Annotated in this window: 27 protein-coding genes; 15 read left to right on the top strand and 12 right to left on the bottom strand. The window is 60.2% G+C overall.

Translation table 11 applies throughout. The annotated features are described in order from the left end of the window. The first annotated feature begins 238 nt into the window (after positions 1–238). From C5748_RS03380 to C5748_RS03370, 3 genes are all read left to right on the top strand, one after another. On the top strand, positions 239–1,129 hold the full coding sequence (locus tag C5748_RS03380) for a branched-chain amino acid aminotransferase (protein ID WP_105740517.1): 891 nt from the start codon (positions 239–241) through the stop codon (positions 1,127–1,129). A gap of 149 nt (positions 1,130–1,278) precedes the next feature. Continuing rightward, the gene (locus tag C5748_RS03375) at positions 1,279–1,560 is read left to right on the top strand and encodes a hypothetical protein (RefSeq protein ID WP_105740516.1); all 282 of its coding nucleotides are present in this window, start codon (positions 1,279–1,281) and stop codon (positions 1,558–1,560) included. A 236-nt stretch (positions 1,561–1,796) separates the two neighbouring features. Then, entirely contained in the window at positions 1,797–2,444 is a 648-nt protein-coding gene (locus C5748_RS03370; RefSeq protein ID WP_105740515.1) for an MBL fold metallo-hydrolase, read from the top strand. 135 nt (positions 2,445–2,579) lie between these two features. On the opposite strand, the gene C5748_RS03365 is transcribed toward C5748_RS03370, so the two are convergent. Together C5748_RS03365 and C5748_RS03360 are read right to left on the bottom strand one after the other, a co-directional pair. Then, positions 2,580–3,047, bottom strand: coding sequence for a BA14K family protein (locus tag C5748_RS03365; RefSeq protein WP_105740514.1), 468 nt, complete (start codon positions 3,045–3,047; stop codon positions 2,580–2,582). Positions 3,048–3,258: 211 nt separating this feature from the next. Then, on the bottom strand, positions 3,259–3,474 hold the full coding sequence (locus tag C5748_RS03360) for a cold-shock protein (RefSeq protein ID WP_105740513.1): 216 nt from the start codon (positions 3,472–3,474) through the stop codon (positions 3,259–3,261). 91 nt (positions 3,475–3,565) lie between these two features. Between C5748_RS03360 and C5748_RS03355 the strand changes: the two genes are divergently transcribed. Beyond that, the gene (locus tag C5748_RS03355; RefSeq protein ID WP_146119467.1) at positions 3,566–3,865 is read left to right on the top strand and encodes a hypothetical protein; all 300 of its coding nucleotides are present in this window, start codon (positions 3,566–3,568) and stop codon (positions 3,863–3,865) included. Here C5748_RS03355 and C5748_RS03350 read toward each other — a convergent pair. Then, on the bottom strand, positions 3,827–4,810 hold the full coding sequence (locus tag C5748_RS03350) for a transglycosylase SLT domain-containing protein (RefSeq protein WP_245428763.1): 984 nt from the start codon (positions 4,808–4,810) through the stop codon (positions 3,827–3,829). The genes C5748_RS03355 and C5748_RS03350 overlap by 39 nt on opposite strands. A gap of 204 nt (positions 4,811–5,014) precedes the next feature. On the opposite strand from C5748_RS03350, the gene C5748_RS03345 reads away from it, so the two are divergent. From C5748_RS03345 to C5748_RS03335, 3 genes are read left to right on the top strand one after another with little or no spacing between them, the layout of a single operon-like run. Then, a complete protein-coding gene (locus tag C5748_RS03345; RefSeq protein ID WP_245428762.1) occupies positions 5,015–5,476 on the top strand; it encodes a Kazal-type serine protease inhibitor domain-containing protein in 462 nt (153 codons plus the stop codon). A 54-nt stretch (positions 5,477–5,530) separates the two neighbouring features. Next, complete coding sequence (locus tag C5748_RS03340; RefSeq protein WP_245428760.1) at positions 5,531–5,938, top strand: SRPBCC family protein; 408 nt, start codon at positions 5,531–5,533, stop codon at positions 5,936–5,938. Between the two features lie 22 nt (positions 5,939–5,960). Further along, on the top strand, positions 5,961–6,311 hold the full coding sequence (locus C5748_RS03335; RefSeq protein WP_105740510.1) for a VOC family protein: 351 nt from the start codon (positions 5,961–5,963) through the stop codon (positions 6,309–6,311). A gap of 700 nt (positions 6,312–7,011) precedes the next feature. On the opposite strand, the gene uvrB is transcribed toward C5748_RS03335, so the two are convergent. The 3 genes from uvrB to C5748_RS03315 all read right to left on the bottom strand — a co-directional run bounded on the left by uvrB (position 7,012) and on the right by C5748_RS03315 (position 11,945). After that, the gene (uvrB, locus tag C5748_RS03325; RefSeq protein ID WP_105740508.1) at positions 7,012–9,876 is read right to left on the bottom strand and encodes an excinuclease ABC subunit UvrB; all 2,865 of its coding nucleotides are present in this window, start codon (positions 9,874–9,876) and stop codon (positions 7,012–7,014) included. Between the two features lie 140 nt (positions 9,877–10,016). After that, positions 10,017–10,556, bottom strand: a complete 540-nt coding sequence (locus C5748_RS03320) for an SH3 domain-containing protein (RefSeq protein WP_105740507.1) — start codon at positions 10,554–10,556, stop codon at positions 10,017–10,019. A gap of 231 nt (positions 10,557–10,787) precedes the next feature. Continuing rightward, on the bottom strand, positions 10,788–11,945 hold the full coding sequence (locus C5748_RS03315) for an alpha/beta hydrolase (protein ID WP_105740506.1): 1,158 nt from the start codon (positions 11,943–11,945) through the stop codon (positions 10,788–10,790). Positions 11,946–12,234: 289 nt separating this feature from the next. On the opposite strand from C5748_RS03315, the gene C5748_RS03310 reads away from it, so the two are divergent. Continuing rightward, a complete protein-coding gene (locus tag C5748_RS03310; protein WP_105740656.1) occupies positions 12,235–12,633 on the top strand; it encodes an acyl-CoA thioesterase in 399 nt (132 codons plus the stop codon). Positions 12,634–12,669: 36 nt separating this feature from the next. On the opposite strand, the gene C5748_RS03305 is transcribed toward C5748_RS03310, so the two are convergent. After that, positions 12,670–13,449: an extensin-like domain-containing protein gene (locus C5748_RS03305; protein WP_105740505.1), complete on the bottom strand. Its 780-nt coding sequence runs from the start codon at positions 13,447–13,449 to the stop codon at positions 12,670–12,672. 297 nt (positions 13,450–13,746) lie between these two features. Between C5748_RS03305 and C5748_RS03300 the strand changes: the two genes are divergently transcribed. After that, positions 13,747–14,097, top strand: coding sequence for a DMT family protein (locus C5748_RS03300; RefSeq protein ID WP_105740504.1), 351 nt, complete (start codon positions 13,747–13,749; stop codon positions 14,095–14,097). Between the two features lie 3 nt (positions 14,098–14,100). Here the strand turns inward: C5748_RS03300 and C5748_RS03295 are convergent, their stop codons facing one another. Then, positions 14,101–14,988, bottom strand: coding sequence for a DMT family transporter (locus C5748_RS03295; RefSeq protein WP_105740503.1), 888 nt, complete (start codon positions 14,986–14,988; stop codon positions 14,101–14,103). A 158-nt stretch (positions 14,989–15,146) separates the two neighbouring features. Here C5748_RS03295 and C5748_RS03290 point away from each other — a divergent pair, with 158 nt between their 5' ends. Continuing rightward, on the top strand, positions 15,147–16,220 hold the full coding sequence (locus C5748_RS03290; RefSeq protein WP_245428758.1) for a DUF1176 domain-containing protein: 1,074 nt from the start codon (positions 15,147–15,149) through the stop codon (positions 16,218–16,220). 174 nt (positions 16,221–16,394) lie between these two features. On the opposite strand, the gene C5748_RS03285 is transcribed toward C5748_RS03290, so the two are convergent. Further along, entirely contained in the window at positions 16,395–17,543 is a 1,149-nt protein-coding gene (locus tag C5748_RS03285; RefSeq protein WP_105740654.1) for a PQQ-dependent sugar dehydrogenase, read from the bottom strand. Positions 17,544–17,775: 232 nt separating this feature from the next. Here C5748_RS03285 and greA point away from each other — a divergent pair, with 232 nt between their 5' ends. Genes greA through C5748_RS03270 form a run of 3 tightly spaced genes read left to right on the top strand, consistent with a single transcriptional unit; the run spans position 17,776 to position 20,048 of the window. After that, entirely contained in the window at positions 17,776–18,249 is a 474-nt protein-coding gene (gene greA, locus C5748_RS03280) for a transcription elongation factor GreA (protein WP_105740502.1), read from the top strand. A 9-nt stretch (positions 18,250–18,258) separates the two neighbouring features. Next, positions 18,259–19,311 (top strand): glycosyltransferase family 4 protein, encoded by a 1,053-nt coding sequence (locus C5748_RS03275; RefSeq protein ID WP_245428756.1) that lies wholly within the window; start codon positions 18,259–18,261, stop codon positions 19,309–19,311. Then, the gene (locus tag C5748_RS03270; RefSeq protein WP_105740501.1) at positions 19,308–20,048 is read left to right on the top strand and encodes a glycosyltransferase family 25 protein; all 741 of its coding nucleotides are present in this window, start codon (positions 19,308–19,310) and stop codon (positions 20,046–20,048) included. The genes C5748_RS03275 and C5748_RS03270 overlap by 4 nt, the downstream gene beginning before the upstream one ends. Here the strand turns inward: C5748_RS03270 and C5748_RS03265 are convergent. Both C5748_RS03265 and C5748_RS03260 read right to left on the bottom strand, forming a co-directional pair. Further along, complete coding sequence (locus C5748_RS03265; protein ID WP_105740500.1) at positions 20,045–20,515, bottom strand: Lrp/AsnC family transcriptional regulator; 471 nt, start codon at positions 20,513–20,515, stop codon at positions 20,045–20,047. The two genes, C5748_RS03270 and C5748_RS03265, sit on opposite strands and share 4 nt — an antisense overlap. A 104-nt stretch (positions 20,516–20,619) precedes the next feature. Further along, the gene (locus tag C5748_RS03260) at positions 20,620–22,020 is read right to left on the bottom strand and encodes a TrkH family potassium uptake protein (RefSeq protein ID WP_105740652.1); all 1,401 of its coding nucleotides are present in this window, start codon (positions 22,018–22,020) and stop codon (positions 20,620–20,622) included. 344 nt (positions 22,021–22,364) lie between these two features. On the opposite strand from C5748_RS03260, the gene trxB reads away from it, so the two are divergent. Both trxB and C5748_RS03250 read left to right on the top strand, forming a co-directional pair. Beyond that, positions 22,365–23,339, top strand: coding sequence for a thioredoxin-disulfide reductase (trxB, locus tag C5748_RS03255; RefSeq protein ID WP_105740499.1), 975 nt, complete (start codon positions 22,365–22,367; stop codon positions 23,337–23,339). Positions 23,340–23,421: 82 nt separating this feature from the next. Next, a complete protein-coding gene (locus C5748_RS03250; protein ID WP_105740498.1) occupies positions 23,422–24,327 on the top strand; it encodes a LysR family transcriptional regulator in 906 nt (301 codons plus the stop codon). Between the two features lie 492 nt (positions 24,328–24,819). Here the strand turns inward: C5748_RS03250 and C5748_RS03245 are convergent, their stop codons facing one another. Then, the gene (locus C5748_RS03245; protein WP_105740497.1) at positions 24,820–26,022 is read right to left on the bottom strand and encodes a pyridoxal phosphate-dependent aminotransferase; all 1,203 of its coding nucleotides are present in this window, start codon (positions 26,020–26,022) and stop codon (positions 24,820–24,822) included. Positions 26,023–26,037: the final 15 nt, after the last annotated feature.

The following is a 26,037-nucleotide window of genomic DNA, read 5'->3' as shown; positions in this document are numbered from 1 at the left end:
TTTTCGCTAAGCTGTTGGCCATATTTTGAATGAAACGTAAAGTTAGTACGGCTTTTCAAGACATAATCCCTCTCTGAATTGCGTATATAATCATTTTTGTCCAATAGTCTGCCGTCTGGTAACCGGGAACGGGCGGCACCGCACAAGACCCGGAAATTTTTTAACCGCATGATCTTATCGCAAAAGTCTGCAACTTTTCCGGATCATGCTTGGGGAATGAAAACGCCTGGAGGTTAACATGGCATCCGTTCCGTTCGATCAGCTTCAAGGTACCATCTGGATGAATGGCGAGTTCCTTCGCTGGGCGGATGCGAAGGTGCATGTGTTGAGCCATGGTCTGCACTACGCCAGCGCCGTGTTCGAAGGCGAGCGCGCCTATGGCGGTGAGATATTCAAGCTCAACGAGCATACCGAGCGCCTGCACGAATCCGCCCATATCCTCGGCTTCGATATTCCCTATTCCGTCGCCGAGATCAACGAGGCATCCCGCCAGCTTCTGGCCAAGCAGGGTTTCGAGGATGCCTATGTCCGCCCGATCGCCTGGCGCGGCAGTGAATCGATGGGCGTGTCGGCACAGAACAACCGGATCAATCTCGCCATCTCCATCTGGCAGTGGCCAAGCTATTTCGATCCGGCGCAGAAGCTGAAGGGCATCCGCCTCGATATCGCGGAATATCGCCGTCCAGACCCGAAAACCGCGCCCTCGAAATCGAAGGCCGCAGGTCTCTATATGATCTGCACGCTCTCCAAGCATGCGGCAGAGGCCAAGGGTTACGCCGATGCGATGATGCTCGACTGGCGTGGCCAGGTGGCCGAGGCGACCGGCGCGAACATCTTCTTCGTCAAGGACGGCGTCATCCACACGCCTCTCGCCGACTGCTTCCTCGACGGCATCACGCGCCGCACGGTCATCGACCTGGCCAGGCGCCGTGGCTACGAAGTGGTGGAGCGGGTCATCATGCCGGAGGAGCTTGAAGATTTCGAGCAATGCTTCCTCACCGGCACGGCGGCGGAAGTCACTCCAGTTGCCGAAATCGGGCCATATCGGTTCACCGTCGGCGATGTCGCCACCAACCTGATGCACGATTATATGGCTGAAGTTCAACCAAAACGGGCCGCAGCAGAATAATCTGTTAAGTTTTAAACAAGAAATGCGGCAGTTTCCGTCGCATTTTTCTTTTTGAACTGCGATCCGGTTTGACTTTGCCGGTAAACCGTCCAACATCACCTTGCCGGAGATTCTGCTTTGGCGAGAAACACTTTGACGGGGTGACAATTATGGAAGCTCTTCTTCCTATCATCATTCAGCTGGTTTCGGGTGCTGTCGGCGGCAATATTGCCGGCGCAGCCAAGAACCTCAGTCTCGGTACTGCTGGAAATACAGTAGCAGGCGGCATCGGCGGCGTCGTGCTCAGCCAGCTTCTACCGCTTCTGACCAATGGCAGCCTTGATTCCGCGCTCAGCGGCGTTGTCGGCCACATTGCCGGCGGCGGTATCGGCGGACTGGTGCTGACCGCTGTTGTCGGGCTGATCAAGAACGCTGTTGCCAGCAAGGCTTGAGCGAGACTGTATGGGCATCTCGGAATAAGGCCTGATATCGGCCTTCCGGCTGCCCATGCGAGAATGCTGGGATGGGAAATTGATCGTTCGCGTTGCGGCCGATCAAAAGGGGAATTGCCACACTCTACGGTTTACGGGCGGTCTTCGACCGCCCGTTTTCCGTTCTGCTTCCGTCCGAAGGCGAAAGATACTAAAACCATTCAAAACCCCGTTTCTTTTCCTACCGGAGGCAGTCCATGGGTCAACTGAAAGCACTGATCATTCCCGTCACGCTGTTCCAGCAGAACTGTACGATTCTGTTCGATGACGAGGACAAGACGGGTGTGGTCATCGATCCGGGAGGTGATGTGGACCAGATCCTGGAAGCGGTGCGTTCCAACGGGATCACAATCGAGGCCATCTGGCTCACCCATGGCCATATCGATCATGCAGGCGGCGCGCTCGATCTCAAGGATGCGCTCGGCGTCGAGATCATCGGCTCGCATGAGGCCGACAAATTCCTCCTCGATAATCTCGAGCTGGTCGCGCAGAAATACGGGATCAGCGGCGGCGTCCGCAATGTAACGCCGGACCGCTGGCTTCAGGACGGGGACAGGGTTTCCTTCGGCAGCCATGTATTCGAGGTGCTGCATTGTCCGGGCCACGCGCCGGGTCATGTCATCTATTTCAACCGGGATGCGAAATTCGCCCATGTAGGCGATGTGTTGTTCCACGGTTCGATCGGGCGCACCGATCTGCCTGGCGGCGATCACGCGGCACTGCTCCGCTCGATCAGGGAAAAGCTCCTGCCACTCGGCGACGACATAGGCTTCATCTGCGGCCATGGGCCAGGCGGACGTTTCGGCGAGGAGCGGCGGACAAATCCGTTTTTGATAGGGGAATAGAGAGTAAGGGAATAAGTGAATAGGGGAGTAAGGCAGAAAATAAGGGCAGAAATGGCCGAAGAATCGGCTTCATTCCCTTACTCCCTTACTCCCTTACTCCCTTACTCCCTTACTCCCTTACTCCCTTAGTAGTGATCAGTTGGCGGTGCAGAAATGGTCCGCACCGTCATAACCGCGATAGGTGCCCGTCTGCGGGTTGAACGAGCGGTAACGGTCGGCGCAATAGCGGTACCATTCGCGCGTCCACGGCTCGAAGCCGCCGGAGCGCTGATAGGTCACGACACGGCGCGGAGCGGCCGGATAGTAACCGCCATTATAGGCCGGGCGCGGTTGATAGATGACGCGCGGCTCTTCGACGTAGCGCGGCTGCGACAGCGCGCTGCCGATCAGGGCGCCGGCGGCGAGGCCGATGGCACCGGCTGCGAGCGCATCCCCGCTACGATTGCGATGACGGTAATGCGGACGGTCCCACCCGTGGCGATGGTGGCCCCAGCCGCCGCGATGGCCCCAGTCGCCGGCGGACGCTGTGGTCATCGATATGGGGGCTATCACGGCTGCCACCGACGCAGTTGCCAGAATTGCTGCCTTAACAATGCGGTTCATTTTTTGCCTCCTTCAGAAGCATGGATATTCCGGCTGGACAGTATTTCGATACCAACCTGATTGCAGGTCTATCCAAAACCGTATGAACGCAAGCTGAACGGTCAACACGGTATAATTATGGCCTGAATCGGTATGGAGAAATCGAAGTGGGATAACAAAAAACCCCGGCTCGGAGGCCGGGGTTCGTTCCGGTTCGACCGGGAACGAAAGGTCAGTCAGCGACCGAAATATTCACAGCCTTCGGACCCTTGCCGCGGCGGTCCGGCTCGGTGTCGAAGGAAACTTTCTGGTTATCGGCAAGCCCCGTGAGGCCGGAAGCCTGTACGGCGGAGATGTGGACGAAGATGTCCGGACCGCCATCATCCGGCTTGATGAAGCCGAAGCCTTTTTCGCTGTTGAAGAATTTGACCAAACCGGTCTGTGCCATGGGATCCGTTCCTTTTCCTTGGCGCCGCTCCCCCTCTGGGAAAAGCGGATTTAGTCGAACCGCCATGCGCACCACGCCCGGCGGAGGGGTCATGCAGGCAGTTCTCGAAATCAGGGAAGGAGCCGATCATTGCCAGGAAATTCCCGGCCCGGTACTTATAGCGGTTCCGGCGCGCCGTTCTTCCAGTCTTCCATTGTTCGCAAAATGCCCGAACGAGATGAGACTGATCTATGAAGCGAATTTTGGCAAGCGAATTTTGGCGGGCAAAAGTTTTTCGCCTTATTTCAGCCATGCGCAGCATAAGCTTCGAACGCCTGACTTCACAGAGAAATTCTTCTTGGAACAAAAGTTGTCAACGGTTTTTCAGAACGATGCAGGCGCCGCCAGCTGAGCGCAGATTGCTGCAGATGCGGTCCGCCTCCGCTCGGCTATCTGCGCCGATCCTGACGGTATAGATGCCGCGCCTGCCTATTGGCGAGCGGATACGACTGACCACGGCGGGATGTCCCTTGAGGATGGACGGGAATTGGCGTCTCGTCCGCTTCCACTGCCTGACGGCAGCCGAGCGGCGGAAATTGCCCGCCACCTGGATGCCCCATGGCTTGGGCTTGATACGTGCCATGGGGATGGTCGCTGTCTTGATGATGCGCATGCGGCGACAGGCCTGGTCGAAAGAGAGCTTGGCATCAAGCGGCCTTGACTGCAGTTTTGCGCCTGCGGCGAAATTATCCGCCGCCTGGCCGGTGATATCGAGCACATATCCCTCTGTCTCGAGCGGCAGGAAACCTCCCGATTTCAGCCATGACGAGACCCTTCCGGCGCCGGCATTATACGCTGCCGCCGCCAGCCCCCAATTGCCGAAGGCGGTACGCAAATCCTTGAGAAGCGACGCGGAGGCGGGGATGGCCTGTTTGATGTCGAATGGATCGGCCAGGCCGCGCTCCTTCGCCGTGTAGGGCATGAACTGGGCGATGCCCTGCGCTCCGACGGGGCTGACGGCCCGATAATCGAAGCGGCTTTCCTTCCAGATCAGCCGGGCGAAGAATTCGCGCGGCAGGCCATAGCCGTCGGCATTGGTGGCGATCAGCGAACAGATCTGGGCAACGGTCGGGGCGGGCGCTTCCTTTGGTTTCGCCGGTGAGGTTTCCGGCGGCGATGCCGTCGTTCCGGCAGCGGAGACTTTTTCCTCGGTTATGGCGGGCTGGGGATCCGCCAATGCGCCAGGCAAATCCAGGGCCAAACCCAGGGCAAAGCTCAAAAGGGCGGCGCTTCGAAAAAGCCAGCCAAGGCGCTCATATTCGCCATCCGTCCCGAAGCTGCGTTCCGTTTTTCCCAATACTGTGTCCTTATCCGCAGCTGCCGCCGTTTGACAGAGGATAAGCACAGACACGGCAAAAAGCGAAGCTGCAATGCGCGTGGTGGTAATGGCTTCCTTACCTCCCGTCTTGTCATTCAGGCGCGCTGGCTTACGATGGCGCCGGGGTGGAATCGCGCGCCTTGAAGCGGACGCGGTCGGGGCAAATGGCGAGGAGAGGGTTTCATGACATTTATCCGTACGGAAATGCCTAGGCTGGGTGCGCTTGCTGCAGTGCTGCTGCTGACGGGCTGCGTTGCGGTCGAGGATGGTGGCGGTCCTATGAAGCCGCGGCCAGACAAGCCGCAAATGTGTCCAATGATCTATGCGCCGGTCTGTGGTGAGCGTGGTGGGTCGCGCCGGACTTTCGGTAATAGCTGCCAGGCGAATGCGGAAGGCTTCCGGATCGTGCGTCGCGGTGAATGCAGCGGCCGTCCGGGCAGCGGCGGCTGGAATGGTGGGGGAGGGCCCGGACCTGTTCGTCCGCCGCGTCCAGGAAGGCCGGAACGACCGGAGCGACCGGAGTTCTGTACACGCGAATATGCGCCGGTTTGCGCACGTCGAGGCAGTTCCGTTCGGACCTTCTCGAACTCCTGCGAGGCGGAGCGCGGCGGCTACAGCATCGTCGGCAGAGGCGCCTGCCGGTAGCGAAGGCAATGGAATTGGTGCTGATAAGCGTACTGGAATTGAAGGAGAATGCTGGTGAGCACCTATGAATGCCGCAGCATCAGCATCACCATTGATCGCGACTGGCGCGAGGTCTACACGTTTCTGGCGAGGCCGGAGAACTTCCCTCTATGGGCTTCCGGCCTCGTCAACGGCCTTGAAAAATCCGGCGACGAATGGTTCGCAGACGGTCCATCGGGCCGCGTCCGGATACGGTTTTCTCTGCCGAATGATTTCGGTGTCGTCGACCATACGGTCATGCTTGGCGACGGGGCGGAGGTTTACATTCCGCTGCGCGTCATCCGCAATGGCTACGGCAGCGAGGTCGTATTCACGCTGTTCCGGATCGAGGGCATGGACGAGGCGCGGTTCCAATCAGATGCCGAATGGGTCGAACGCGACCTGGAGACATTGAAGGCATTAATGGAGAATGCGCCGTCCTGAGGCCTGGAGTGGGAGAAGTGCGATGAAGGTCAAGCGGATCGTCGCCAATATCGCCACGGCTGATATCGCCGCCGCCAAGCCGTTTTACCGGGATGTGCTCGGTCTCGACCTGTTGATGGATCATGGCTGGATCGAAACCTATGGTTCGCGCGAGGCGATGAGTGTCCAGATCAGTTTTGCCACACAGGGCGGCTCCGGCACGCCGGTGCCCGATCTGTCGATCGAAGTCGATGATGTCGATGCCGCGCTGGAGCGTATGAGGCAGGCGGGATTTGCAATAGAATACGGGCCGGCCGACGAGCCTTGGGGCGTGCGGCGGTTCTATGTGCGCGATCCGTTCGGGCGGCTCGTCAATATTCTCAGCCATATGTGACTGATATGGACGCCGAAATGGCCGATGTCGGCCTAATTTGCCGCTATCCTGATAGAGGCATTCATGCGCCAGTAAAAATACAACCCATATGCGATCACGGGCGGAATGGCGTAGAGTGAATATTCTTCGGATGTTCTTTCTCGTTCAATCGATCCGATAAATATTAAGTATAATATAATAAAAATAAATAATATAATGAATGATCTAATTGCGGCTGGAAAACCTATGCACATCATTCTTTCTATGAATTCTCTATCGTCTCCAGCCCTATTCGTTCTATAACAGATAGTCGTGCCGGCAATAATAATAATAACATTTATAATGTCGGATAAAACATCGAATTTATTTATCGGATCCGCATAAAGCGTCGATCCAAGTATGTATCCGCTAAAGAGTGTCGAAATGGTCATATATATAATAAAGTACAAAAAACGTTCATTCGAATGAACTGCGTTATTCTTAAAACGCAATGCAAGTTCGCGATCATTTATGAAGTTCATTCATTTCTCCGGCAATAAAAATATGTTTGAAATGCGCTTAATAAAAATATAATTAGATAGCCAAGTGCAACCGAAATTCCGGCATAGCAGCTACTATAGCGTGTGACTCGAGGCGGGGCAACGATCATCATCCCGCTTTCCGATCCACCGGCGGTTGATGGTAAGGCAGGGAAAACGCGTCTGCGCTTTCGGGACGGGGCTTACTGCCCAGGCCGGCCGGTCTTGCCCGGCCGCCGTTTCTTGCGGGATGCTTCGGCCGGATCCTCGTAGGAGCCGATGCCGGCGCGTTCGCGCTTGATCGGGGCCTCGCCGCCCGCTGGCACTTCGGTGCGGCGCACGGTCATCTCATCGAGCGAATTCTTGCGGAACCGGCTTTCCGGCTGTGGGCCTTCATGGCGCGGCCTGGCCATGTCGGTTCCCGGCCCCATATTGTCCAGCGTGGGCTTCTGGAAGAGGGACGCTTTTCCGGGTTCGCCGCCGGATCCCTCATCGGTGACGGTGCGATGCACTTTGCGACCGGCATTGTGCCGGCCCTTGGTGCGGCCCGTCACGGGGCTTTCCATCTCGACCTCGCGGGCAAGCGGATCGTCGGCGATGGCAAGCTCCGTCTCGCGCAGGCGCTTGATCTCGTCGCGCAGCCGCGCGGCCTTTTCGAAATCGAGATCGGCGGCGGCGTTGCGCATTTCCTTCTCGAGATGTTCGAGGTGCGCTTTGAGATTGCTGCCGACCAGCGCGCCCTGCTTGGCGAAGCCGGAGATATCGGCGCGCACATGGTCGCGTTCGTAGACGGAATTGAGAATATCCGAAATATTGCTCTTGATGCTCTCCGGCGTGATGCCGTGGGCGACATTGTATTCGGTCTGCTTCTCACGGCGCCGCGTGGTTTCCGCCATGGCGCGTTCCATCGAGCCGGTGATCCGGTCGGCATAGAGGATGACCTTGCCATCGACATTGCGCGCGGCGCGGCCAATGGTCTGAACCAGCGAGGTTTCGGAGCGCAGGAAGCCTTCCTTGTCGGCGTCAAGAATGGCGACCAGCGCGCATTCGGGGATGTCGAGGCCCTCGCGCAGGAGATTGATACCGATCAGCACGTCGAAGGCGCCGAGGCGCAGGTCGCGGATGATCTCGATGCGCTCCAGCGTGTCGATGTCGGAGTGCATGTAGCGCACGCGCACGCCCTGCTCGTGCAGATATTCCGTCAAATCCTCGGCCATGCGCTTGGTCAGCACGGTGACCAGCGTGCGGTAGCCGGCTTTGGCGGTGTCGCGGATCTCGCCCAGGACGTCATCGACCTGCGACTTGGCCGGGCGCACCTCGACCGGCGGGTCGATCAGGCCGGTCGGGCGGATGACCTGTTCGGCGAAAACGCCGCCCGCCTCTTCCATCTCCCATTTGCTCGGTGTGGCCGAGACGGCGATGGTCTGCGGGCGCATCGCATTCCATTCCTCGAAGCGCAGGGGCCGGTTGTCCATGCAGGAGGGCAGGCGGAAGCCATATTCGGCCAATGTCGCCTTGCGGCGGAAGTCGCCGCGATACATGCCGCCGATCTGCGGAATGGTGACGTGGCTCTCATCGATGAATACCAGCGCATTGTCGGGGATGTATTCGAACAGCGTCGGCGGCGGCTCGCCCGGCTTGCGGCCGGTGAGATAACGCGAATAGTTCTCGATGCCGGCGCAGGAGCCGGTCGCCTCCAGCATTTCGAGATCGAAGGTGGTGCGCTGTTCCAGGCGCTGCGCTTCGAGCAGGCGTCCGGCATGGTTCAACTCGTCGAGCCGGTGCTTCAGCTCTTCCTTGATCGATTTGATCGCCTGGTTGAGCGTCGGGCGCGGCGTGACATAGTGCGAATTGGCGTAGATCTTGACCGATTTCAGATCGCCGGTCTTATGCCCGGTCAGCGGATCGAATTCGGTGATGGTCTCGATCTCGTCGCCGAAGAGTGAGATGCGCCAGGCGCAATCTTCCAAGTGGGCCGGAAAAATCTCGATCGTGTCGCCGCGCACGCGGAACGAGCCGCGGACGAAATTGATATCCTGACGCTTGTATTGCTGAGCGACGAGATCGGCGAGAAGCTGGCGCTGGTCGAGCCGGTCGCCGATCTTCATTTCGAAGGTCATGGCGGTATAGGTCTCGACCGAGCCGATACCGTAGATGCAGGAGACAGAGGCGACAATGATCACGTCATCGCGCTCGAGCAGGGCGCGGGTGGCAGAGTGGCGCATGCGGTCGATCTGCTCGTTGATGGAGGATTCCTTCTCGATGAAGGTGTCCGAGCGCGGGACGTAGGCCTCGGGCTGGTAGTAGTCGTAATAGGAGACGAAATACTCGACCGCGTTGTTGGGAAAGAAGGATTTGAATTCGCCGTAGAGCTGCGCGGCCAACGTCTTGTTGGGGGCGAGGATGAGCGCCGGGCGCTGCGTCTCCTCGATCACCTTGGCCATGGTGAAGGTCTTGCCGGAGCCGGTGACGCCAAGCAGCACCTGCGTCTGGTCATCGTCGCCGATGCCGGCGACGATGTCGCGGATCGCCGTCGGCTGATCGCCGGAGGGCTGAAAGCTGGTCTCCATGCGGATCTGGATGCCGCCTTCGGATTTCGCAGGCCGCGCCGGGCGGTGCGGTGTCCACATCTCGCCATTCTTGAACAGCGGGTTGCCGGATTCGATCAGCTTCGACAGGGCATCGACGGTCGCCGTCGCGCCGGAAGGCGAAAGCCCTGTCGCGTCCTCCAGGCTGATGTCGAGACCGGAGACCGGATTCAGGCCCGCAGCTGCACGCTCCTTGGCCGAAGCCGCACCGCCCATCGAAGTGCCGCGGCCGGAGCGTGAGGGCGCGCTGCTGCGCTCGGGTATCTTCTTCGGCTGTTTCGACCCCTGCTTCGGTTTGTCGGGCTTTGCCTTTTCCGCCTCGGCGCCGATCCCGGCCGCCCAATCCGCGATGGAGCCGGACAGGGGGGCGCCTGTCAGCGCAGCTTGCGGCGCTTCGCCGAAGCCGGTGGGCTCAGACGTATCGTTGTTGTCCGGCTCGCTCGGGCGCGGAGCAGATGAATTCTTCGCTGAAGATGCCATGGCGCTAATATGGAGAGAGTCCGGAAAAATGAAAAGGGCGCAGCAGGCAAAACCTCTACGTCCCCTCATACTCTATCGGCGTCTCCTGACAGTAGGTTGTCAGGAGTGCATTCGACTTTTCGCCTGATCACGGCGGCTGATCACCGGGGACCATCCATATTCGGCACGATGCGCCTGCTGCCACGCCAACGTGGGCGGTCCCGGTCGAAACGCGAGCGATCCCAGCGATCACGACCCCGCCAACGCGGCCGGTTCCAGCGGTCGCGATGACGCCAGCGCGGGCGATCCCAGCGATCGCGATAGTGCCGGCGGTCACGGTGATAATGGCGGTCGCTCAGGGCCGAACCGATCAGGGCGCCGGCGATCAGCGGAATGCCGATGGCGGCAGCACTGTTGCTGAAATCGCCGGAATATCCCGTCGAGCCCTGGCGCGTAGCGAGATAGCGCGAAGACGCCCAGCCTGACCTGCCGCCATAGTTGACGCGGCACCAGCCGTAGCCGGATGTGCAGCCGCTGACATTGACGCGTGCGCCATCGGGCAGCACGCCGATGGTGGCATATCTGGTTCCCGGCCCGTTGCGCAGGTTCAGATCCGTGGTCACGAGCGCGGTTGCCGCCTGCGCAGCGCTGGTGGCCAGCAGTCCTGCGACCAGAAAAGTTGTTCTCAGTAATGGTTTCATGGATATGCTCCGTGTTGCAGACCATCCATCCCTCCGCACATGATAACGCCAATTGCGGATTAATGTTCCGGTTGACCGCTATAGGGTAAAGGAAATATTGACCGAATCCCCGGCGAATCTTTGCCTCCGTGGCAGGGTGATCGTGCAGCGCGATTGTTGAATCATTTTCAGCCTATGGCGACATTTACTGATATTCGACTTCAGCGGAGATGCCGGGTGTTTCCCAAAGGCTTATCGGGGCAGCTCGGCGGCCGCGGTGAGAAGGCGCACCGGCAGGTAGATCACCAGCGAGGCGGCGCCCTGGATGACCGAGGAGCCATCGGCAAGGATCGACTCGCCCGGCGTTGGACCTTCGCCTTCCAGCGTGCGCTGCGTCAGTCCGCCCCGGCGCACGAGCGTCATCAAGGTGGGCGAACTGGCGAAGACGTCATGGCTGCCGCCATCGACGGCGGACAAATCGAGCACGGTGATGCCGTTGTCCCGCAGCATCGGGATGCTTGAGCCGTCGCCGACACGGGGATGGCCGCCGGTGATGCGGCCGGAGATGTTGAGCGCCCGGTCCTGGCTGGAAACGAGGACGGCGAAGGGGCGCGGCAATTTTTTGATATCCCTGACCTGCTCCTCGAACACGTCGACATCGATATCGGGGGCGGCGAGCATGACACCGGTCAGCCGGTCGAGCGGGCCGCGCTTGCCGGAGATGGCGAGGGTGCGCAGCGCTTCCATGACCACCAGCGTGCCCATGGAATGGCCGACCAGCAGGATACGCTTGGCCTTGGTCCGGCTGACGATCTCAAGCAGTTCGGCAAGCCCGTCGCGGGCGAAATTGGCGCTGTCACGGTCATAGGCGTAGAGGCCGAGCGAACCGCCGGATGGCCAAGCATAATGGACGGCGACCGATTTGAAACCGTAATCGTGGACGAACTGGGCCTCGCGAAAGGTGCTGTCGGCGAAATTGTTGTTGTAGCCATGCACGAAGATCAGGATTTCCTGCTCGTCGGCCGGACGGGCGGCAAGGGCGGCGTTCAGCTTTTCGGTGAAGATCTTGCTGTTGTCGAACGTCTGGAAGGCGACGGCAGCGAAATGCTTGGCCGGATTGGGCTTGTAGCCCGTCTTCTCGACGAGACCGTTCTTGTGAGCGGGCGGAATGCCGACATCGACGCGCGCGAAATTGAGCGTGGCCGAGCGCTTGGCATTGTAGGGCAGGGACAGATTATCGGAGCGCTGGCGGCTGGTGGCGACATAAATCGGCACGATGGCTTCAGGCTTTGCCGCCGCGGCGACAGGGATGGTCGCATTCGGTCCGAGCCACAGCACCGCGCGCGGCCCTCCGCAACCCGCCAGAAGCAGCACCGTCAGCAAAAGCGCAGAAATTCGTGCAATCGTCATCGTGCCCTGGGTTTGCCTTGCGGTCGTAAGTTGTATCATTCCGGCCGCCCACCCGGGGCGAGTGCATGCACAAAACCAGCAATCGGGCGGTGCCGCAACCCGATATCGCACCTATCCACGGATGGATGGAGCAGGGCACGCAGTATTGCTTCTGGCATACACCTGCGGCATACGGAGCCTATCCCCCCAGGCCCATACAAAGCGCTTCTCAGCGGTTCTTCCCTGCATCATCATGGCGGTCGAGGGTGCGATTCTGTTTCCCCGATATCCAGCGAAAGGACGATTGATGATGACGGAAGAGGCAAATCCCACGGGGGTGCTCACCCTGCGCACCCAGGCTATGCCGCGTGACGCCAATGCGGCGGGCGACATTTTCGGCGGCTGGGTGATGGCGCAGATGGATTCCTCCTGCGGGATGCGTGCGGCGGAGCGGGCGCAGGGGCGCGTCGTGACCGCCGCGGTGAAGGAAATGTCCTTCGCCAAGCCGGTCAAGATCGGCGATACGCTCTGCGTCTATACCGACATCGTCCGGGTCGGACGCAGCTCGATCACGCTGAAGGTGGAGGCGTGGGCGCAGCGATATCTGACGCTCACCATGGAACTCGTGACCCAAGCCGAATTCGTCATGGTGGCTCTCGACAAGGATGGCAAGCCGACACCGGTGCCCGAAGCGCCGCTCATGGTCTGATTCAGCTTCTCAATCCAAGCGCCTGTTCCTGAATCCTTATCGGCAGGCGCGATAGCCATTGCGCCGGTGCATGAGATCGAAGTGGAAATGATCGTTGTGGGCGCGATTGTAGCCCGGTCCAAGCACGGTGGTGAAATAATCGCATGCGTCGGCGCGCACGCTATTGAGCAATCCGCGCTCGCGGAAGGAGAACCAGCCGGGCTTGTGCACCTTCACCGCCTTGCCATTGTTGAGCTTGATCCGGGTGACGTCGATGGCGTTGCCGCGCGAATGTTCGGACATCTTGGCGCCGCGCCGGTGGTTCATGGTGCGGCAGGAATATCCGCCGGCATTGTAGATGGTATCGACGCCGGAGAAATAACGGAAGCGCGTCGCGGGTACGAGGTCTCCCTTGACCCAGCGAGCGAAGGCTTCGGTCACGGCGCAATTGAGCTTGGCGGCCGGCTTGAAGCCGATGGCGCCGCCGGCAAAGCCCGACACCAGAATGGGATTGTCGATGCGGCAGGAGCCGCCGCCATTGATGGGCGGCAGTTCGGAGAAGACCACGCCGAGCCGTTTCAGCCGCAGGCGGCAGGCCATTTCGTCTGAGGATTGCGCATAGATGTTCTCGCCTGCGGTGACCGGATTATCGACCGGGGGCAGGAAGCCATAGCTCTGGTCTTCGCTGGCCGGGGCCGAAAGCGACATGCCGACATCGGCCTCGGGGCGGCGGACCGTCTCGCGTGAGCATGAAGTGATAAAGAGTGCCGCGCCGACGGTCAAAAGCACGGCAAGGCGGCGAGGCCGCAACGGCGGCAGGGACAACGCTGTACTCATGTCCAATGACTTCCATCTCGCGCCTCAACGTCGGCGCATGATCCACATCGATGCGGGAATGAGGCGACGATAGGCGGCAAGCGTAAAGGAAGAGTCAGCGCCGCGGTTAAGGGCTGTGTCCGAAAAGCGGCACCGCCGTGAAATCATCGCGGAGATAGGGCCTCAGTGATATTGAGCTCTTGCTTTCCCCGCCATTCGCCGCGCAATGGCGCGGTTTGTTTGTTTTTACGCAAGTCCGGACGGAAAACCGCTTCACATTTTTCCTGGACTTACTTTTATTAATTCCGAGGACGTCCCATGCGGGTGCTGTTATCCCCTGCCATTCTGCCCATCCTGATGTTGGTCGCTTCAAATGTCTTCATGACATTCGCCTGGTATGGACATCTCAAATTCACCAAAGTGCCGCTGATCACGGTGATCCTGGTCAGTTGGGGCATCGCGCTGCTGGAATATTGCTTCGCGGTCCCCGCCAACCGCATAGGGCACGCGGTCTATTCGACGTCGCAGTTGAAGACGATACAGGAAGTCATCACGCTTACCGTTTTTGTGGCGTTCTCGGTGCTCTACCTCAAGGAGCCGCTGACATGGCAGCATCTGGCAGGCTTCACGTTGATCGCCTGTGGCGCGGCGCTGATCTTCAAGGCTTGAGCCTTATTGGCTGACGCTGCGCTCGCGCATCATCGGGATGAGTTCGACGGCGAGCATGGCGGCGAAGATCAGCGCGCAGCCGGCAAACCCGGTGGGCGGCAGGCGTTCGCCGAGCAGGATTGCGCCGAAAAGAGCCGCGAAAAGCGCTTCCGACGACAGGAAGATCGCAGCTTGCGGCGCGGTGGTGTAGCGCTGGCCTATGGCCTGAAGCGTGAACGCCACTCCGGAAGAGAAGATGCCGGTGAAGAGGATTTCGGGCGCCGCGGTCTGCACCGCCGTCCAATCGATGCCTTCCTGCGCCAGGCCGAGCGAAAGCCCCATGACGGCGCAGAAGGTGAACTGAACCAGGCAGAGCGTCAGCGGTCTGCCGGTGCGGTTGGCATAGCGCGTGATGAAAAGCACCTGCAGCGCCCAGAACAAGGCGCCGAGGATGACCATCCAATCGCCCGGCGCCAGAGCGTCGAGTGTTCCGCCTGATAAGAGCCATATGCCGGCAAGCGCCGCGAGCGCACAAGGCCAGATGATCGGGTGGGGCCAGTTGCGAAACAGCATGACGCCGACAAACGGCACCATCACCACGTAAAGCCCCGTCAGGAAGCCCGCATTGGTGACCGATGTGGTCAGCATGCCGAATTGCTGCGCGGTGATGCCCGCGAACAACAGGAAGCCGATGAACAGGAAAGCGAAATGGTCGGATGATTTCAGCGCCTTGGGTGCCTGCTGTGCTTCACGGATGGCAAAAGGAAGCACCGTCAGCGCTGCGAGGGCAAAACGCATGCCGATGAAGATCAGCGGTCCTATGCTGGCCATTGCCGTCGACTGCGCGACGAAGCCGAGCCCCCAGATCGTGCCGGCAAGAAGAAGAACCAGATTGGCGCGGGTGCGCGGCATTTCGAACTCCTAGAGCGGTTCCTGTTTTTTCAGGCCGCCCTCTTGTGAGGGAAAGCTGCCTGTTTCATTGTCCGGACCGAATTTGCACCGAGCCTTATCCATTGTAAGTTGCTGCGGCAAGTGCCGGATGTGTTCGGGAAACGATCAAGGAGAGGCAGATGGCCCGGAAGACAATCATGATGAAGCGCACTGCGCCGGCTGCTGTTTTGGCTGCGGCTCTGATAGCGGGTTCCGCTTTGCCGGCTTTCGCCGCCTATAAGAAGGTGCGCGATATCTCCGTTACCTGCGGCTTCATCGAGACTTGCACGCTTTCCACCTCGCAGGACAAGGTATCGGGGCTCTATACGCTGTCGATCGAACGTAAAGCCGGCCCTCGGACGGAGCCGGTGCTGGTGCTTGCCCCATCGGAGCTTGCACCGCGATCGACGGTCAGCATTTCGGTGGACGGCAGGAAGATATTGGATATCCCGGTTTCGTCCTTCGCACCACGCGGGGAAGACGGCGAGTATCGCTATGCCGACAAGGCGGGAATGACAAAGCTGATCGATGCGCTGAAGGCCGGAAACGCGGCGGAAGTCCAGTTGCGGACTACGGAAGGACCGTTGAAAGCCGAATTCTCGCTTGCCGGTTTTGTCGGCGGGCTGATCTTCATGGACGAGACCCAGGGGCGTGTCGGGACGGTGGACGCCTTGCAGGCGAAAGGCAACAAGCTGCCGGCACCGCTGCCTCAGGTCAGTGCAATCGATAGTTTCGACGAGATACCCAAGCCGATCCGTGCTGATTTCACCGGCGAGGATTCGGTCTGTGGCGGGATCGATGCCGACAGGTTCAGCACGGTCGGCGGCTTTGCAGCCAAGATCGGCGACAGGACCCTGCTTGGTCTGCCGTGCAGTGCGGGCGGCGCCTATAACCAGCCCTATGTGTTTTATCAGGAGCAGGGGGGACGGGTGACGCCGCTGGCGCTGCCTGTCATGGGCGACGCGGGCCCGACGACGAGCGGCACCGCTTGGAATATCGATTGGAACCAGGGCACCAAAACCTTGACGGCCTTCTTCCGGGCGCGCGGCATTGGCGATTGCGGCGTTTACAATGTGTGGAAGGCGAGCGAAAGCGATGAGGACGGGATCAGTTTCGTGCTGCAGCAGTCACGCAGCAAGGACGATTGCGACGGCAATGATGGCGGCGGTCCGGAGAACTGGCCCGCCATCTGGCCGGCGAAGCGGAAGTCCTGATTCTAGAGCGGTTCACTTTCAGATAGTAACTCCCATCATATCAGCACGGCATTTTCATTTTCACCGAAGCCGCGACGACGGCGTTGAGGCATGGATTTCTGTGACAAGCACAAGGCTGTGCCAGCGGTGCAGAATGATCCAAAATCCGGCGGTTCCATCAAAACAGGGACCACTCTAATCGCTCATCGCACCAGCGCGTGACAGCCGGATGATCGATGCGTCGCCGCTATCGGGAAGCAGGTAAACCGAACCGTCGGGGGCGACGCGCACATCGCGAATACGGCCGAACGTGCCCTTGAGCATCCGCTCTTCGCCGGTGATGCGCGCGTTGTCGTCGCGGTCGAGGCGCACCAGCATCTGATCTTTCAACGCGCCGGCCAGAAGATCGCCCTTCCATTCCGGGAACATTTCTCCATCATAAATGGCGAGGCCGGACGGCGCGATCGACGGATCCCAGTAATAGAGCGGTTGTTCATAGCCTTCGGCCGCTGTGCCGACACCGATTTTGCCGCCGGAATAGTGCCGGCCATAGCTGATGACCGGCCAGCCATAGTTCTTGCCCGGTTCGGGGCGGTTGACCTCATCGCCGCCGCGCGCACCGTGCTCGGTGAGCATAAGCGAATTGGTGAGAGGATCCCAGGCGGCGCCCTGCGGGTTGCGATGTCCCGTCGACCAGATCTGCGGCAGCGCCTCTTGGCCATCGGCAAATGGATTGTCCCCGGGGATCGAGCCGTCGGCGTTGATCCGCAGCACCGAACCGGCGGGATCCTGATAGTCCTGCGCCCGTTTCCTATCGCCGCGCTCGCCGAAGGTGACGAAAAGCGTGCCGTCGGGGGCGACGACGATTCGCGAGCCGAAATGCTGGCCGCGCGACGTCTTTTTCGGCGTCGAGAACAACGTTTTCACATTGCTGAGGCGGGCCGTTTCGTCATCCTGTTGGAGGCGCGCGCTAGCGATTGCCGTGCCGGCCCCACTGCCGCCGGGTTCCGAATAGGTGAAATAGATGGTGCCGCTCGTGGCGAAATCCGGCGCGAGCACGACGTCGAGCAATCCACCCTGCCCACGGTCCCAGACCTGCGGCACGCCCAATATGGGGTCGGAAGGTTCGCCATCGCGAACGATGCGCATGGTTCCGGCCTTTTCGGTCACCAGAAGCGAGCCGTCGGGAAGAAAGGCCAGGCTCCAGGGCGAGGCGAGGCCGGTCGCCACCGTCTCCGCCTTGATCCTGACCTTTTCCGTGGTGATTTCCTGCGCGTTGGCGGGGGCCAAGCTGGCAACCGCCATGGTGAAGAGGCTGGCGAGGATGGCTGTCGTTCTGTTCATCATGGCTCCCAAATCTAGCGGCGCGGCGGCGAGCTTCAAGTCACTACCCCGTGAGCGGCACGATCCGAACTATCTCCGACTGCTTAATTTTCTTCGTGAAATCGCCGCGATCAGTGCTATATTATGTTCAATGACAATTTGAACGGTTCCGAAGCTTTGCTCCGGGGGCCGTTTTCTTTTTGTGTCTCAATGCCCCTTGATGGCGCAGCATAGGCAGAGGAAAGGACTGGGCATGGATAAGTTCCCGATGACTCAAAGCGGCTTCGATAAGCTCAAGGAAGAGCTTCGCTGGCGTCAACAGGAGGAACGCCCGCGCATTATCGAAGCGATTTCCGAGGCACGCGCACATGGCGATCTTTCCGAGAATGCGGAGTATCACGCCGCCAAGGAATCGCAGAGCCTCAACGAGGGCCGTATCGGCGAACTCGAGGATTATGTCGCGCGCGCGGAGATCATCGATATCTCGAAGCTTTCGGGCAGCAAGATCAAATTCGGCGCCACGGTGACCATGGTCGACGAGGATACCGAAGAGGAAAAGGTATACCAGATCGTCGGCGATCAGGAAGCCGACGTGAAGCAGGGCCGCATTTCCATCTCTTCGCCGATCGCGCGCGCGCTGATCGGCAAGACCGAGGGCGATACGATCGAGGTCAATGCTCCTGGCGGCTTCCGTTCCTATGAGATCATCGGTCTCAAGTTCAGTTAAGCAACGGGCGTGTCAGAACCGATAAACGAGGTCGAGGTCGTGGCGCCCAATTTCAAGCGCCAGCTTTCGGGCGTGACCTCGACCATCGTGCAGCTCATCCCTTTGCAGCGGCAGCAGGGCTTGCGGATTGCGACGCTCGGGCCTGGTCTGCCGGACGGTCTGCCCAAGATCGGCTGGCCGTCGCTGCTCGGCCTGTGGCGCAGGCCGAAGGCGCGCGATGTCCGCATCTGGCATGCGCGGCGCAACAATGAGATGGTGGCGGGCGTTCTCATGCGCGACGTGCTGCGCATGCCGCTGCGCCTCGTCTTCACCTCCGCCGCGCAGCGTAACCACAAGCCTTTCACCAAATGGCTGATCCGGCGCATGGATGCGGTGATCGCCACCAGTGCGCGTTCCGGCAGCTATCTCGAAGTGCCGCATACCGTGATCATGCACGGCGTCGATACGAAGCGGTTTCATCCAGCACAGACCATAGACGATGAATTTTTGGCCTCCGGCCTGCCGGGGCGTTATGCCGTCGGCTGCTTCGGTCGGGTGCGTCATCAAAAGGGCACGGATCTTTTCGTCGATGCGATGATCGCACTCCTGCCGGACTATCCGGACTGGACGGCTGTCATCACCGGACGGACCACAGCGGAGCACAAGAGTTTCGAGGACGGGCTGAAGGCACGGATCGCAGAGGCGGGGCTGCAGGACCGCATCCGCTTTCTCGGCGAGGTGCCGGATATCAGGGTCTGGTACCGGCGGCTTGCGCTTTATGTCGCACCGTCGCGCAACGAGGGATTCGGACTGACGCCGCTGGAAGCGATGGCTTCACGCACGGCGGTGGTGGCGAGCGATGCCGGAGCCTATGCCGAAATGATCGAGACCGGCAGGACCGGGGCGGTCGTGCCGGCGGGCGATGGCGCCGCCCTGCAGGGGGCGATCCGGGCCTATCTCGCCGATCCCGTTTTGGCGGCGATGCATGGCGACAATGCGCTTGCCCATGTGCGGGAAAATTTTCCGCTGGAAAAGGAAGCGGCGGCGGTCACGGCTGTCTATGAGCAGGTGTTCGCCTCATGAAAGCCGAAGCCTTCGTCATTCATCTTGCGCGCGCGGAGGCACGCAGGCCTCAGGCCGAAAAGCTGCTCGGCGAGCTCGGTCCGCCGGCGCGGATCATCGATGCGGTGGATGCAACGGCACTATCCGAGAAAGATGTGGCGGCGGTCTATCGCAGCAATCTCCATCGTCCGGCCTATCCTTTTGCACTGCGCCGGACGGAAATCGCCTGCTTCCTGTCGCATCGAAGGGCATGGCAGGCGATCATCGATCGCGATCTCGACGTCGGCCTCATCGTCGAAGACGATGTGCAGCCCGACGCGCAAGGGTTCGCGCCGGTCCTGCGGCTGGCGCTGGAGACGATCCGGCCGCGGGATCTGATCCGTTTTCCCTGCACCGCGCGTGGCGAAAGGGGGCCTGTGGTGGCCGAGGCCGGCGAAATATCGCTGATTGCGCCGCGTTCGCCCGGCTTGGGCATGCAGATGCAGCTGATCGGGCGCGAGGCGGCCAGGCTTTTGCTCGATACGACACGGCAGTTCGACCGTCCTGTCGACACGACGGCCCAGATGCGCTGGGTCAACGAGGTCCGCGTTCTTTCCGCTCGTCCGATCTGCATCCGCGAAATCTCGGGCACGCTTGGCGGCACGGTGGTGCAGAACAAGTCGAAGACGCCCGCCGAGATCGTCAGCCGTGAAATCAGGAGGCCGCTCTACCGCGTATCGGTCGCCATTCGCAACGCGCTGGCCAAATCGCCGGGTTAGATCAGCATCAGTGCTTCGTCCTTGACCGGACGGATGGTGAGTGCGGTGCGCACGGAATCGACATTGGGCGCCGCCGTCAGTTCCTCGATCACGAAGGTCTGGAAGGTGTTGATGTCGCGGGCGACGCAATGGAGCAGGAAATCCGATTCGCCCGAGACCATCCATGCGCGGCGCACCAGCGGCCAGTGCTTGGTCTTCTCGGCAAATGCCTTGAGGTCCGCATCCGCCTGCCGGTGCAGCCCGACCGAGCAGAAGGCGACGAGATCCTGCCCGAGCGCGGCACCGTTCAAAATGGCGCGATAGCCGCGAATGATGCCGCTTTCCTCCAGCTTGCGCACGCGGCGCAGGCAGGGCGGCGCCGATATGCCGACACGATCCGCCAGCTCGACATTGGTGATGCGTCCGTCGTTTTGCAACTCGCGCAGGATTTTCCAGTCTATGTCGTCGAGATCGGCCTTGATCGGCATCAGTATGAGGGCTCCCTACGGCGCAAGGAAATTGCGCTTGCGGGTAATAATAATACCCGATTCCTGCTTTGCCGCAACCGGATGTTGCCCCTATCCGCAGCCCATCAGCGTGCCCAGAAGCTGCGTGTGAAGAGAATGACGATGGTGACGATCTCGAGCCGTCCGGCGAGCATGAGATAGCTCAGAACCCAGAGTAGGGGATCTTTGAAGCTCGAGAAATTGCCGGACGGGCCGATCGTATCGCCGAGGCCGGGACCGACATTGGAAAGGGCGGTGAGCGCGCCGGTGAAGGCTGAGACGAAATCAAGGCCGAGCGTGGCAAGCAGCATGGCGCCGAGGATGAGCGAGGCCATGTAGAGAAAGAAGAACAGGAGCACGGTCTGCGCCGCCTCGGTGGAAACCTCCGTCTCGCCATAGCGAATCTTGACGACGGCGTGCGGCATGATGAGCCGTGTCAGGTTGGCGATGGTCAGCCGCCACAGGATGATCAGGCGGTTCATCTTGATGCCGCCTGACGTCGATCCGGCGCAGCCGCCCATGAACGAGGCGAGAAAGAATATCCCGATCGATAGCGGTCCCCAGAGCGAATAGTCCTCCGTGGCATAGCCGGTTGTGGTGATGATGGAGACGAGATTGAAGGCGGCGGTGACGAGTGCGTCGCCGAATGGGAGGCCGGAACCGACGCGCAGCAGGATGGCAAGCATGAAGCTGAAGCCGACGACGAGGAAGAGGAAAAGCGTGACCTGCGGGTCGATCAGCGAGGCGAGGCGGCGCGGCATGACCGCCTTGATGTAGAGCACGAAGGGCAGTGCGGCGAGCATCATGAAGATGGTCGAGATCACCAGCAGCAGCCGGTTGTGCGCATAAAAGCCGAGCGATGTGTCGTGGGTCGAATATCCTGCCGTGGCGATCGTGGTCATGGAATGGTTGATGGCGTCGAACATGCTCATTCCGGCGGCGAAATAGGAAAGCATGCAAAGCGCCGTCAACCCGGTATAGGCGAGCACGATGCCGAGCGCGATCTGGTTGACGCGCGGCAGGATCTTTTCCGATTTGTCGGATGATTCCATATGGAGGAGCTGGATGCCGCCAACGCGCAGCGACGGCAGCAGCAACAGAGCCAGGCCGATGAAGCCGGCGCCGCCGATCCAGCAGAGCAGCGAACGCCACAGCAGGATGCCGCGCGGCATGTCGTCGAGGCCGGAGAGAACGGTCGAGCCGGTGGTGGTTATGCCCGACGTTGCTTCAAAGAAAGCGCCGGCGAAACTGAGCGGCAGATGCGAGAAATAGAGTGGCAGGGCGCCAAGAAACGCGGCGGTCAGCCACAGCGATGCGGTCAGCAGAAAGCCGAGGCGCGGTGAAAAGCGGACGGTATTATTCTGCGTCGCCATCACGACAAGACCGGAGATCATACCGGTGAAGATGGCGGAATGAACGAAGACCAGCCAATCGCGATTGCCGTCGCTGAGGTCCACGGCGGCCGGAAGCAGCATGGCGAACGCCATCACCAGGCCGAAACGCGCGCAAATGTTGCTGACTGTGCGAAAAATGGTGGGAATCCCGGTTGGCTGCTGCCTTGTTTCGATTGCGGTCTTCTTAACGCGATAAATGTCGGGCGGCAATTGCCTCCTCGCATCATCAATGCCGGTGTTGAGCCGCTGTGGAGCTGGTAGGAGAAGCTGTGGCTAAACCGCTCGCGACGCTGTGCAAACCTTGCAAAACAGGTATGCGAAACATTACCTTGGCGATATCAGGCGCAATGTCCTTCCAGGCACTGCGCAAATGGAACGTCGCCGAGCCTGAAGAACCGTCACATTCTGCCGCTCGCAGCTAAAGCGAAAGATCTGCCATGTCACAGCGCCACGCGCCCGTCCTCATCATCGGCTCCGGTCCTGCCGGCTACACGGCAGCGATCTATGCGGCGCGGGCCATGCTGAAGCCGCTGCTCATCGCGGGTCTGCAGCAGGGCGGGCAGCTGATGATCACCACCGACGTGGAAAACTATCCGGGCTATGCCGAAACGGTGCAAGGGCCGTGGATGATGGAGCAGATGGCCAAGCAGGCTGAAAATGTCGGTACCGAGATCATTCATGACATCATCGTCGAAGCCGACGTTTCGGTCAGGCCGTTTCGCCTGAAGGGCGATTCCGGCACGGAATATACCTGCGATGCGCTGATCATCGCCACCGGCGCACAGGCCAAATGGCTGGGCATCGACAGTGAGCAGGCGTTCATGGGCGGCGGCGTCTCGGCCTGCGCCACCTGCGACGGGTTCTTCTACCGCGGCAAGGATGTCGTGGTCGTCGGCGGCGGCAATACGGCGGTCGAGGAAGCGCTTTATCTCTCGCATCTGGCGAAATCGGTCACGGTGATCCACCGCCGCGATGGCTTCCGCGCCGAAAAGATCCTGCAGGACCGGCTGCTTTCCAAGGAAAATGTCCGGGTCATCTGGGACAGCGTCGTCGAGGAGATTGTCGGGACGCAGGCCAAGCCGCCCATGGGAGCGACCGTCACCGGGGTGCGGCTGAAGAATGTCAATACGGGGCTGGTGAGCGAACTGGAGACGCATGGCGTCTTCGTCGCCATAGGCCATGCGCCCTCGGTCGAGCTTTTCACCGGCAAATTGAAGCAGAAGCCGAACGGCTATCTGTGGACGGCGCCGGATTCGACGGCGACCGACGTTCCCGGCGTCTTTGCCGCCGGCGACGTCACCGACGACGTGTTCCGTCAGGCGGTGACGGCTGCGGGCATGGGGTGCATGGCAGCGCTCGAAGCGGAGCGCTGGCTGGCTGCACAAGAGCCGATCCGCCAGGCCGCCGAATAGCTGGCAAATTAGAGCATTCTTCACGCATGATCTTACCTGGAAGTCTGCAACTTTTCGGGATCATGCTCTAAAGGACGGGAAATTGGTTGCACCGCTCGACTGGGACAAACTGCGCATATTCCATGCCGCCGCCGAGGCCGGGTCGTTCACCCATGCCGCGCAGACGCTGCATCTTTCGCAGTCGGCGATCTCGCGCCAGGTAAGCGCGCTGGAGCAGGATGTCGGCGTGCCGCTGTTCCAGCGGCACGCGCGTGGACTGATCCTCACCGAACAGGGCGAACTACTCTACCGCACTGCGCATGACGTGCTGATGAAGCTCGAAAATGTCCGCTCGCGGCTTGCCGAAAGCCGGGAGAAGCCCACCGGCCGCCTGCGCGTGACCACGACGGTCGGTCTCGGTTCGGGCTGGCTGATCGAGCGGGTGCAGGAGTTCATCGAGCTTTATCCCGACGTCCGGCTGCAACTCATCCTCGACAATGAGGAACTCGATTTGACCATGCGGCATGCGGATTGCGCTATCCGCCTGCGTCAGCCGCAGCAGCCGGATTTGATCCAGCGCCGTCTCTTCACCGTGCACATGCATGTCTATGCCGCCGCGAGCTATATTGCCAAGCATGGCAAGTTGGCCTCTGTGGACCAACTCGACGAACATCGCATCGTGACTTTCGGTGAACCGGCCCCGAGCTATCTGACCGGGCTCAACTGGCTCGAAGTGGCGGGCCGCAGCGACGGCAATCCACGCATTCCGACATTGCAGGTCAATAATCTCCTGTCGGTCAAGCGCGCCGTGCATCGCGGCGTCGGCATCGCGGTCCTGCCCGACTATATGGTCGAAAAGGAATCCGGTCTCGTGCAGCTTCTTCCTGAGATGGAGGAGATACCCTCCTTCGATACGTTCTTCTGTTATCCCGAAGCGCTGAAGAATTCCGCCAAGCTGCATGTCTTCCGCGATTTCCTGTTTTCCAAGGCGCGGACCTGGTCCTATTGACCGGCGTTGTGGCGGGATTTTCGCCGCGGAATCGGGCAGGCAGCTGCTTTTCTCATCAGTGATTTGCCCGAATTCATGCTGCGTTGCACGCTTGGAAGGCAGGAAAATACCCGTTCAGGCTGAGATTTTTCACCTCCAGTAGAAGTCACGTTCCCGTGATAATCATATAAGCCTTTGAAATTAAGGGTAATTTCAGGATTTTTTTGCTATGCAGTAAACGCATGGCTGCCTTGCGATTTCGTATACTTGAATTAACGGGCTGAAGCGCGCATATCCACATCATCTCAATGATGCGTCTCCTCCTCCCATTGCGCATCCTTGAGTGTTCCCCTCTGGAGGTTTTGCCGGAAACGGCGCCTTCAAAACTATAAGCCGGACAGCTTGTCCGGCTTTTTTTTGACCTTTTTCCTAAACATCTGCTGCAAGGCCATTACCGCAGGCAAAAGAAAAGGGGCCTTGCGGCCCCTCAACCTCAATTTTTCTTCGACTGCTTCAACGCAGCGAGGCGCAGAAGCGTTGGATGCGGGAGCAGGCTTCTTCGAGAAGCGCTTCCGAGGTGGCGTAGGAGATGCGGAAGTTGGGGCCGAGGCCGAAGGCCGAACCCTGCACCACCGCCACGCCTTCGCTTTCCAGAAGCTCGGTGACGAAATCCTCGTCGGTCTCGATGATCTTGCCCGAGGGGGCCGTCTTGCCGATCAGGCCGGCGCAAGAGGGGTAGACGTAGAAGGCGCCTTCCGGCGTCGGGCAGGTGATGCCCTTGGCCTGATTGAGCATGGAAACCACCAGATCACGGCGGCCCTGGAAGATCTTCTTGTTCTGCGGGATGAAGTCCTGCGGGCCGTTGAGCGCCTCGACGGCTGCCCATTGGGCGATGGAGCAGGCGCCCGAGGTCTGCTGGCCCTGGATCATGTCCATCGCCTTGATGAGCTGGAGCGGGCCGCCGGCATAACCGATGCGCCAGCCTGTCATGGCATAGGCCTTCGACACGCCGTTCATGGTCAACGTGCGCTCATAGAGCGACGGCTCGACCTGCGCCGGCGTGGTGAAGACGAAATCGCCATAGACCAGATGCTCATACATATCGTCGGTGAGAATCCAGACATGCGGATGGCGCACCAGCACGTCGGTGAGCGCCTTCAGTTCGGCTTCCGTATAGGCCGCGCCGGAAGGGTTGGATGGGGAGTTGAAGATCAGCCATTTGGTCTTCGGCGTGATGGCGGCTTCGAGATCCTTTGCGGTGACCTTGAAATCATTCTCGATTGTCGTGGAGACGAAGACGGGGGTGCCTCCGCAAATCGCCACCATTTCGGGGTAGCTAACCCAATAGGGGGCGGGGATGATCACCTCGTCGCCGGGGTTGAGCGTCGCCATGAAGGCGTTGAACAGGATCTGCTTGCCGCCGGTGCCGACGATGATCTGCTCCGGCTTGTAGTCGAGGCCGTTCTCGCGCTTGAACTTGGCGGAGATCGCCTGGCGCAATTCGGGGATGCCGGAGACCGGCGTATACTTTGTCTCGCCGCGCTCGATGGCCGCGATCGCCGCCTTCTTGATGTTGTCCGGCGTGTCGAAATCCGGCTCGCCAGCGCCAAGGCCGATGACGTCCTTGCCTTTCGCCTTCAGTTCGCGTGCTTTCTGGCTGACCGCGATGGTGGCGGAAGGCTTTACGCGGGAAAGGGCGTCGGCGAGGAATGCCATGGTTCGTTCTCCTGA

This window comes from Phyllobacterium phragmitis (assembly GCF_002980495.1).
Lineage (GTDB): Bacteria > Pseudomonadota > Alphaproteobacteria > Rhizobiales > Rhizobiaceae > Paramesorhizobium > Paramesorhizobium phragmitis.
The sequence above is the reverse complement of the archived record's forward strand: the minus strand, read 5'-3'. Positions and strand labels throughout refer to the sequence as shown.

What these genes read in the sequence shown, in the direction of transcription:
- C5748_RS03260 (WP_105740652.1), bottom strand. Translation starts at nt 22,020, where the DNA reads ATGGCGTTCGCCATGCTGCTTCCGGCCGCCGTGGACCTCAGCGACGGC.
- trxB (WP_105740499.1), top strand. Translation starts at nt 22,365, where the DNA reads ATGTCACAGCGCCACGCGCCCGTCCTCATCATCGGCTCCGGTCCTGCC.
- greA (WP_105740502.1), top strand. Translation starts at nt 17,776, where the DNA reads ATGGATAAGTTCCCGATGACTCAAAGCGGCTTCGATAAGCTCAAGGAA.
- C5748_RS03265 (WP_105740500.1), bottom strand. Translation starts at nt 20,515, where the DNA reads ATGCCGATCAAGGCCGATCTCGACGACATAGACTGGAAAATCCTGCGC.
- uvrB (WP_105740508.1), bottom strand. Translation starts at nt 9,876, where the DNA reads ATGGCATCTTCAGCGAAGAATTCATCTGCTCCGCGCCCGAGCGAGCCG.
- C5748_RS03290 (WP_245428758.1), top strand. Translation starts at nt 15,147, where the DNA reads ATGGCCCGGAAGACAATCATGATGAAGCGCACTGCGCCGGCTGCTGTT.
- C5748_RS03310 (WP_105740656.1), top strand. Translation starts at nt 12,235, where the DNA reads ATGACGGAAGAGGCAAATCCCACGGGGGTGCTCACCCTGCGCACCCAG.
- C5748_RS03345 (WP_245428762.1), top strand. Translation starts at nt 5,015, where the DNA reads ATGACATTTATCCGTACGGAAATGCCTAGGCTGGGTGCGCTTGCTGCA.
- C5748_RS03375 (WP_105740516.1), top strand. Translation starts at nt 1,279, where the DNA reads ATGGAAGCTCTTCTTCCTATCATCATTCAGCTGGTTTCGGGTGCTGTC.
- C5748_RS03355 (WP_146119467.1), top strand. Translation starts at nt 3,566, where the DNA reads ATGCAGGCAGTTCTCGAAATCAGGGAAGGAGCCGATCATTGCCAGGAA.
- C5748_RS03370 (WP_105740515.1), top strand. Translation starts at nt 1,797, where the DNA reads ATGGGTCAACTGAAAGCACTGATCATTCCCGTCACGCTGTTCCAGCAG.
- C5748_RS03335 (WP_105740510.1), top strand. Translation starts at nt 5,961, where the DNA reads ATGAAGGTCAAGCGGATCGTCGCCAATATCGCCACGGCTGATATCGCC.
- C5748_RS03295 (WP_105740503.1), bottom strand. Translation starts at nt 14,988, where the DNA reads ATGCCGCGCACCCGCGCCAATCTGGTTCTTCTTCTTGCCGGCACGATC.
- C5748_RS03365 (WP_105740514.1), bottom strand. Translation starts at nt 3,047, where the DNA reads ATGAACCGCATTGTTAAGGCAGCAATTCTGGCAACTGCGTCGGTGGCA.
- C5748_RS03285 (WP_105740654.1), bottom strand. Translation starts at nt 17,543, where the DNA reads ATGAACAGAACGACAGCCATCCTCGCCAGCCTCTTCACCATGGCGGTT.
- C5748_RS03270 (WP_105740501.1), top strand. Translation starts at nt 19,308, where the DNA reads ATGAAAGCCGAAGCCTTCGTCATTCATCTTGCGCGCGCGGAGGCACGC.
- C5748_RS03315 (WP_105740506.1), bottom strand. Translation starts at nt 11,945, where the DNA reads ATGACGATTGCACGAATTTCTGCGCTTTTGCTGACGGTGCTGCTTCTG.
- C5748_RS03245 (WP_105740497.1), bottom strand. Translation starts at nt 26,022, where the DNA reads ATGGCATTCCTCGCCGACGCCCTTTCCCGCGTAAAGCCTTCCGCCACC.
- C5748_RS03300 (WP_105740504.1), top strand. Translation starts at nt 13,747, where the DNA reads ATGCGGGTGCTGTTATCCCCTGCCATTCTGCCCATCCTGATGTTGGTC.
- C5748_RS03305 (WP_105740505.1), bottom strand. Translation starts at nt 13,449, where the DNA reads ATGAGTACAGCGTTGTCCCTGCCGCCGTTGCGGCCTCGCCGCCTTGCC.
- C5748_RS03320 (WP_105740507.1), bottom strand. Translation starts at nt 10,556, where the DNA reads ATGAAACCATTACTGAGAACAACTTTTCTGGTCGCAGGACTGCTGGCC.
- C5748_RS03360 (WP_105740513.1), bottom strand. Translation starts at nt 3,474, where the DNA reads ATGGCACAGACCGGTTTGGTCAAATTCTTCAACAGCGAAAAAGGCTTC.
- C5748_RS03380 (WP_105740517.1), top strand. Translation starts at nt 239, where the DNA reads ATGGCATCCGTTCCGTTCGATCAGCTTCAAGGTACCATCTGGATGAAT.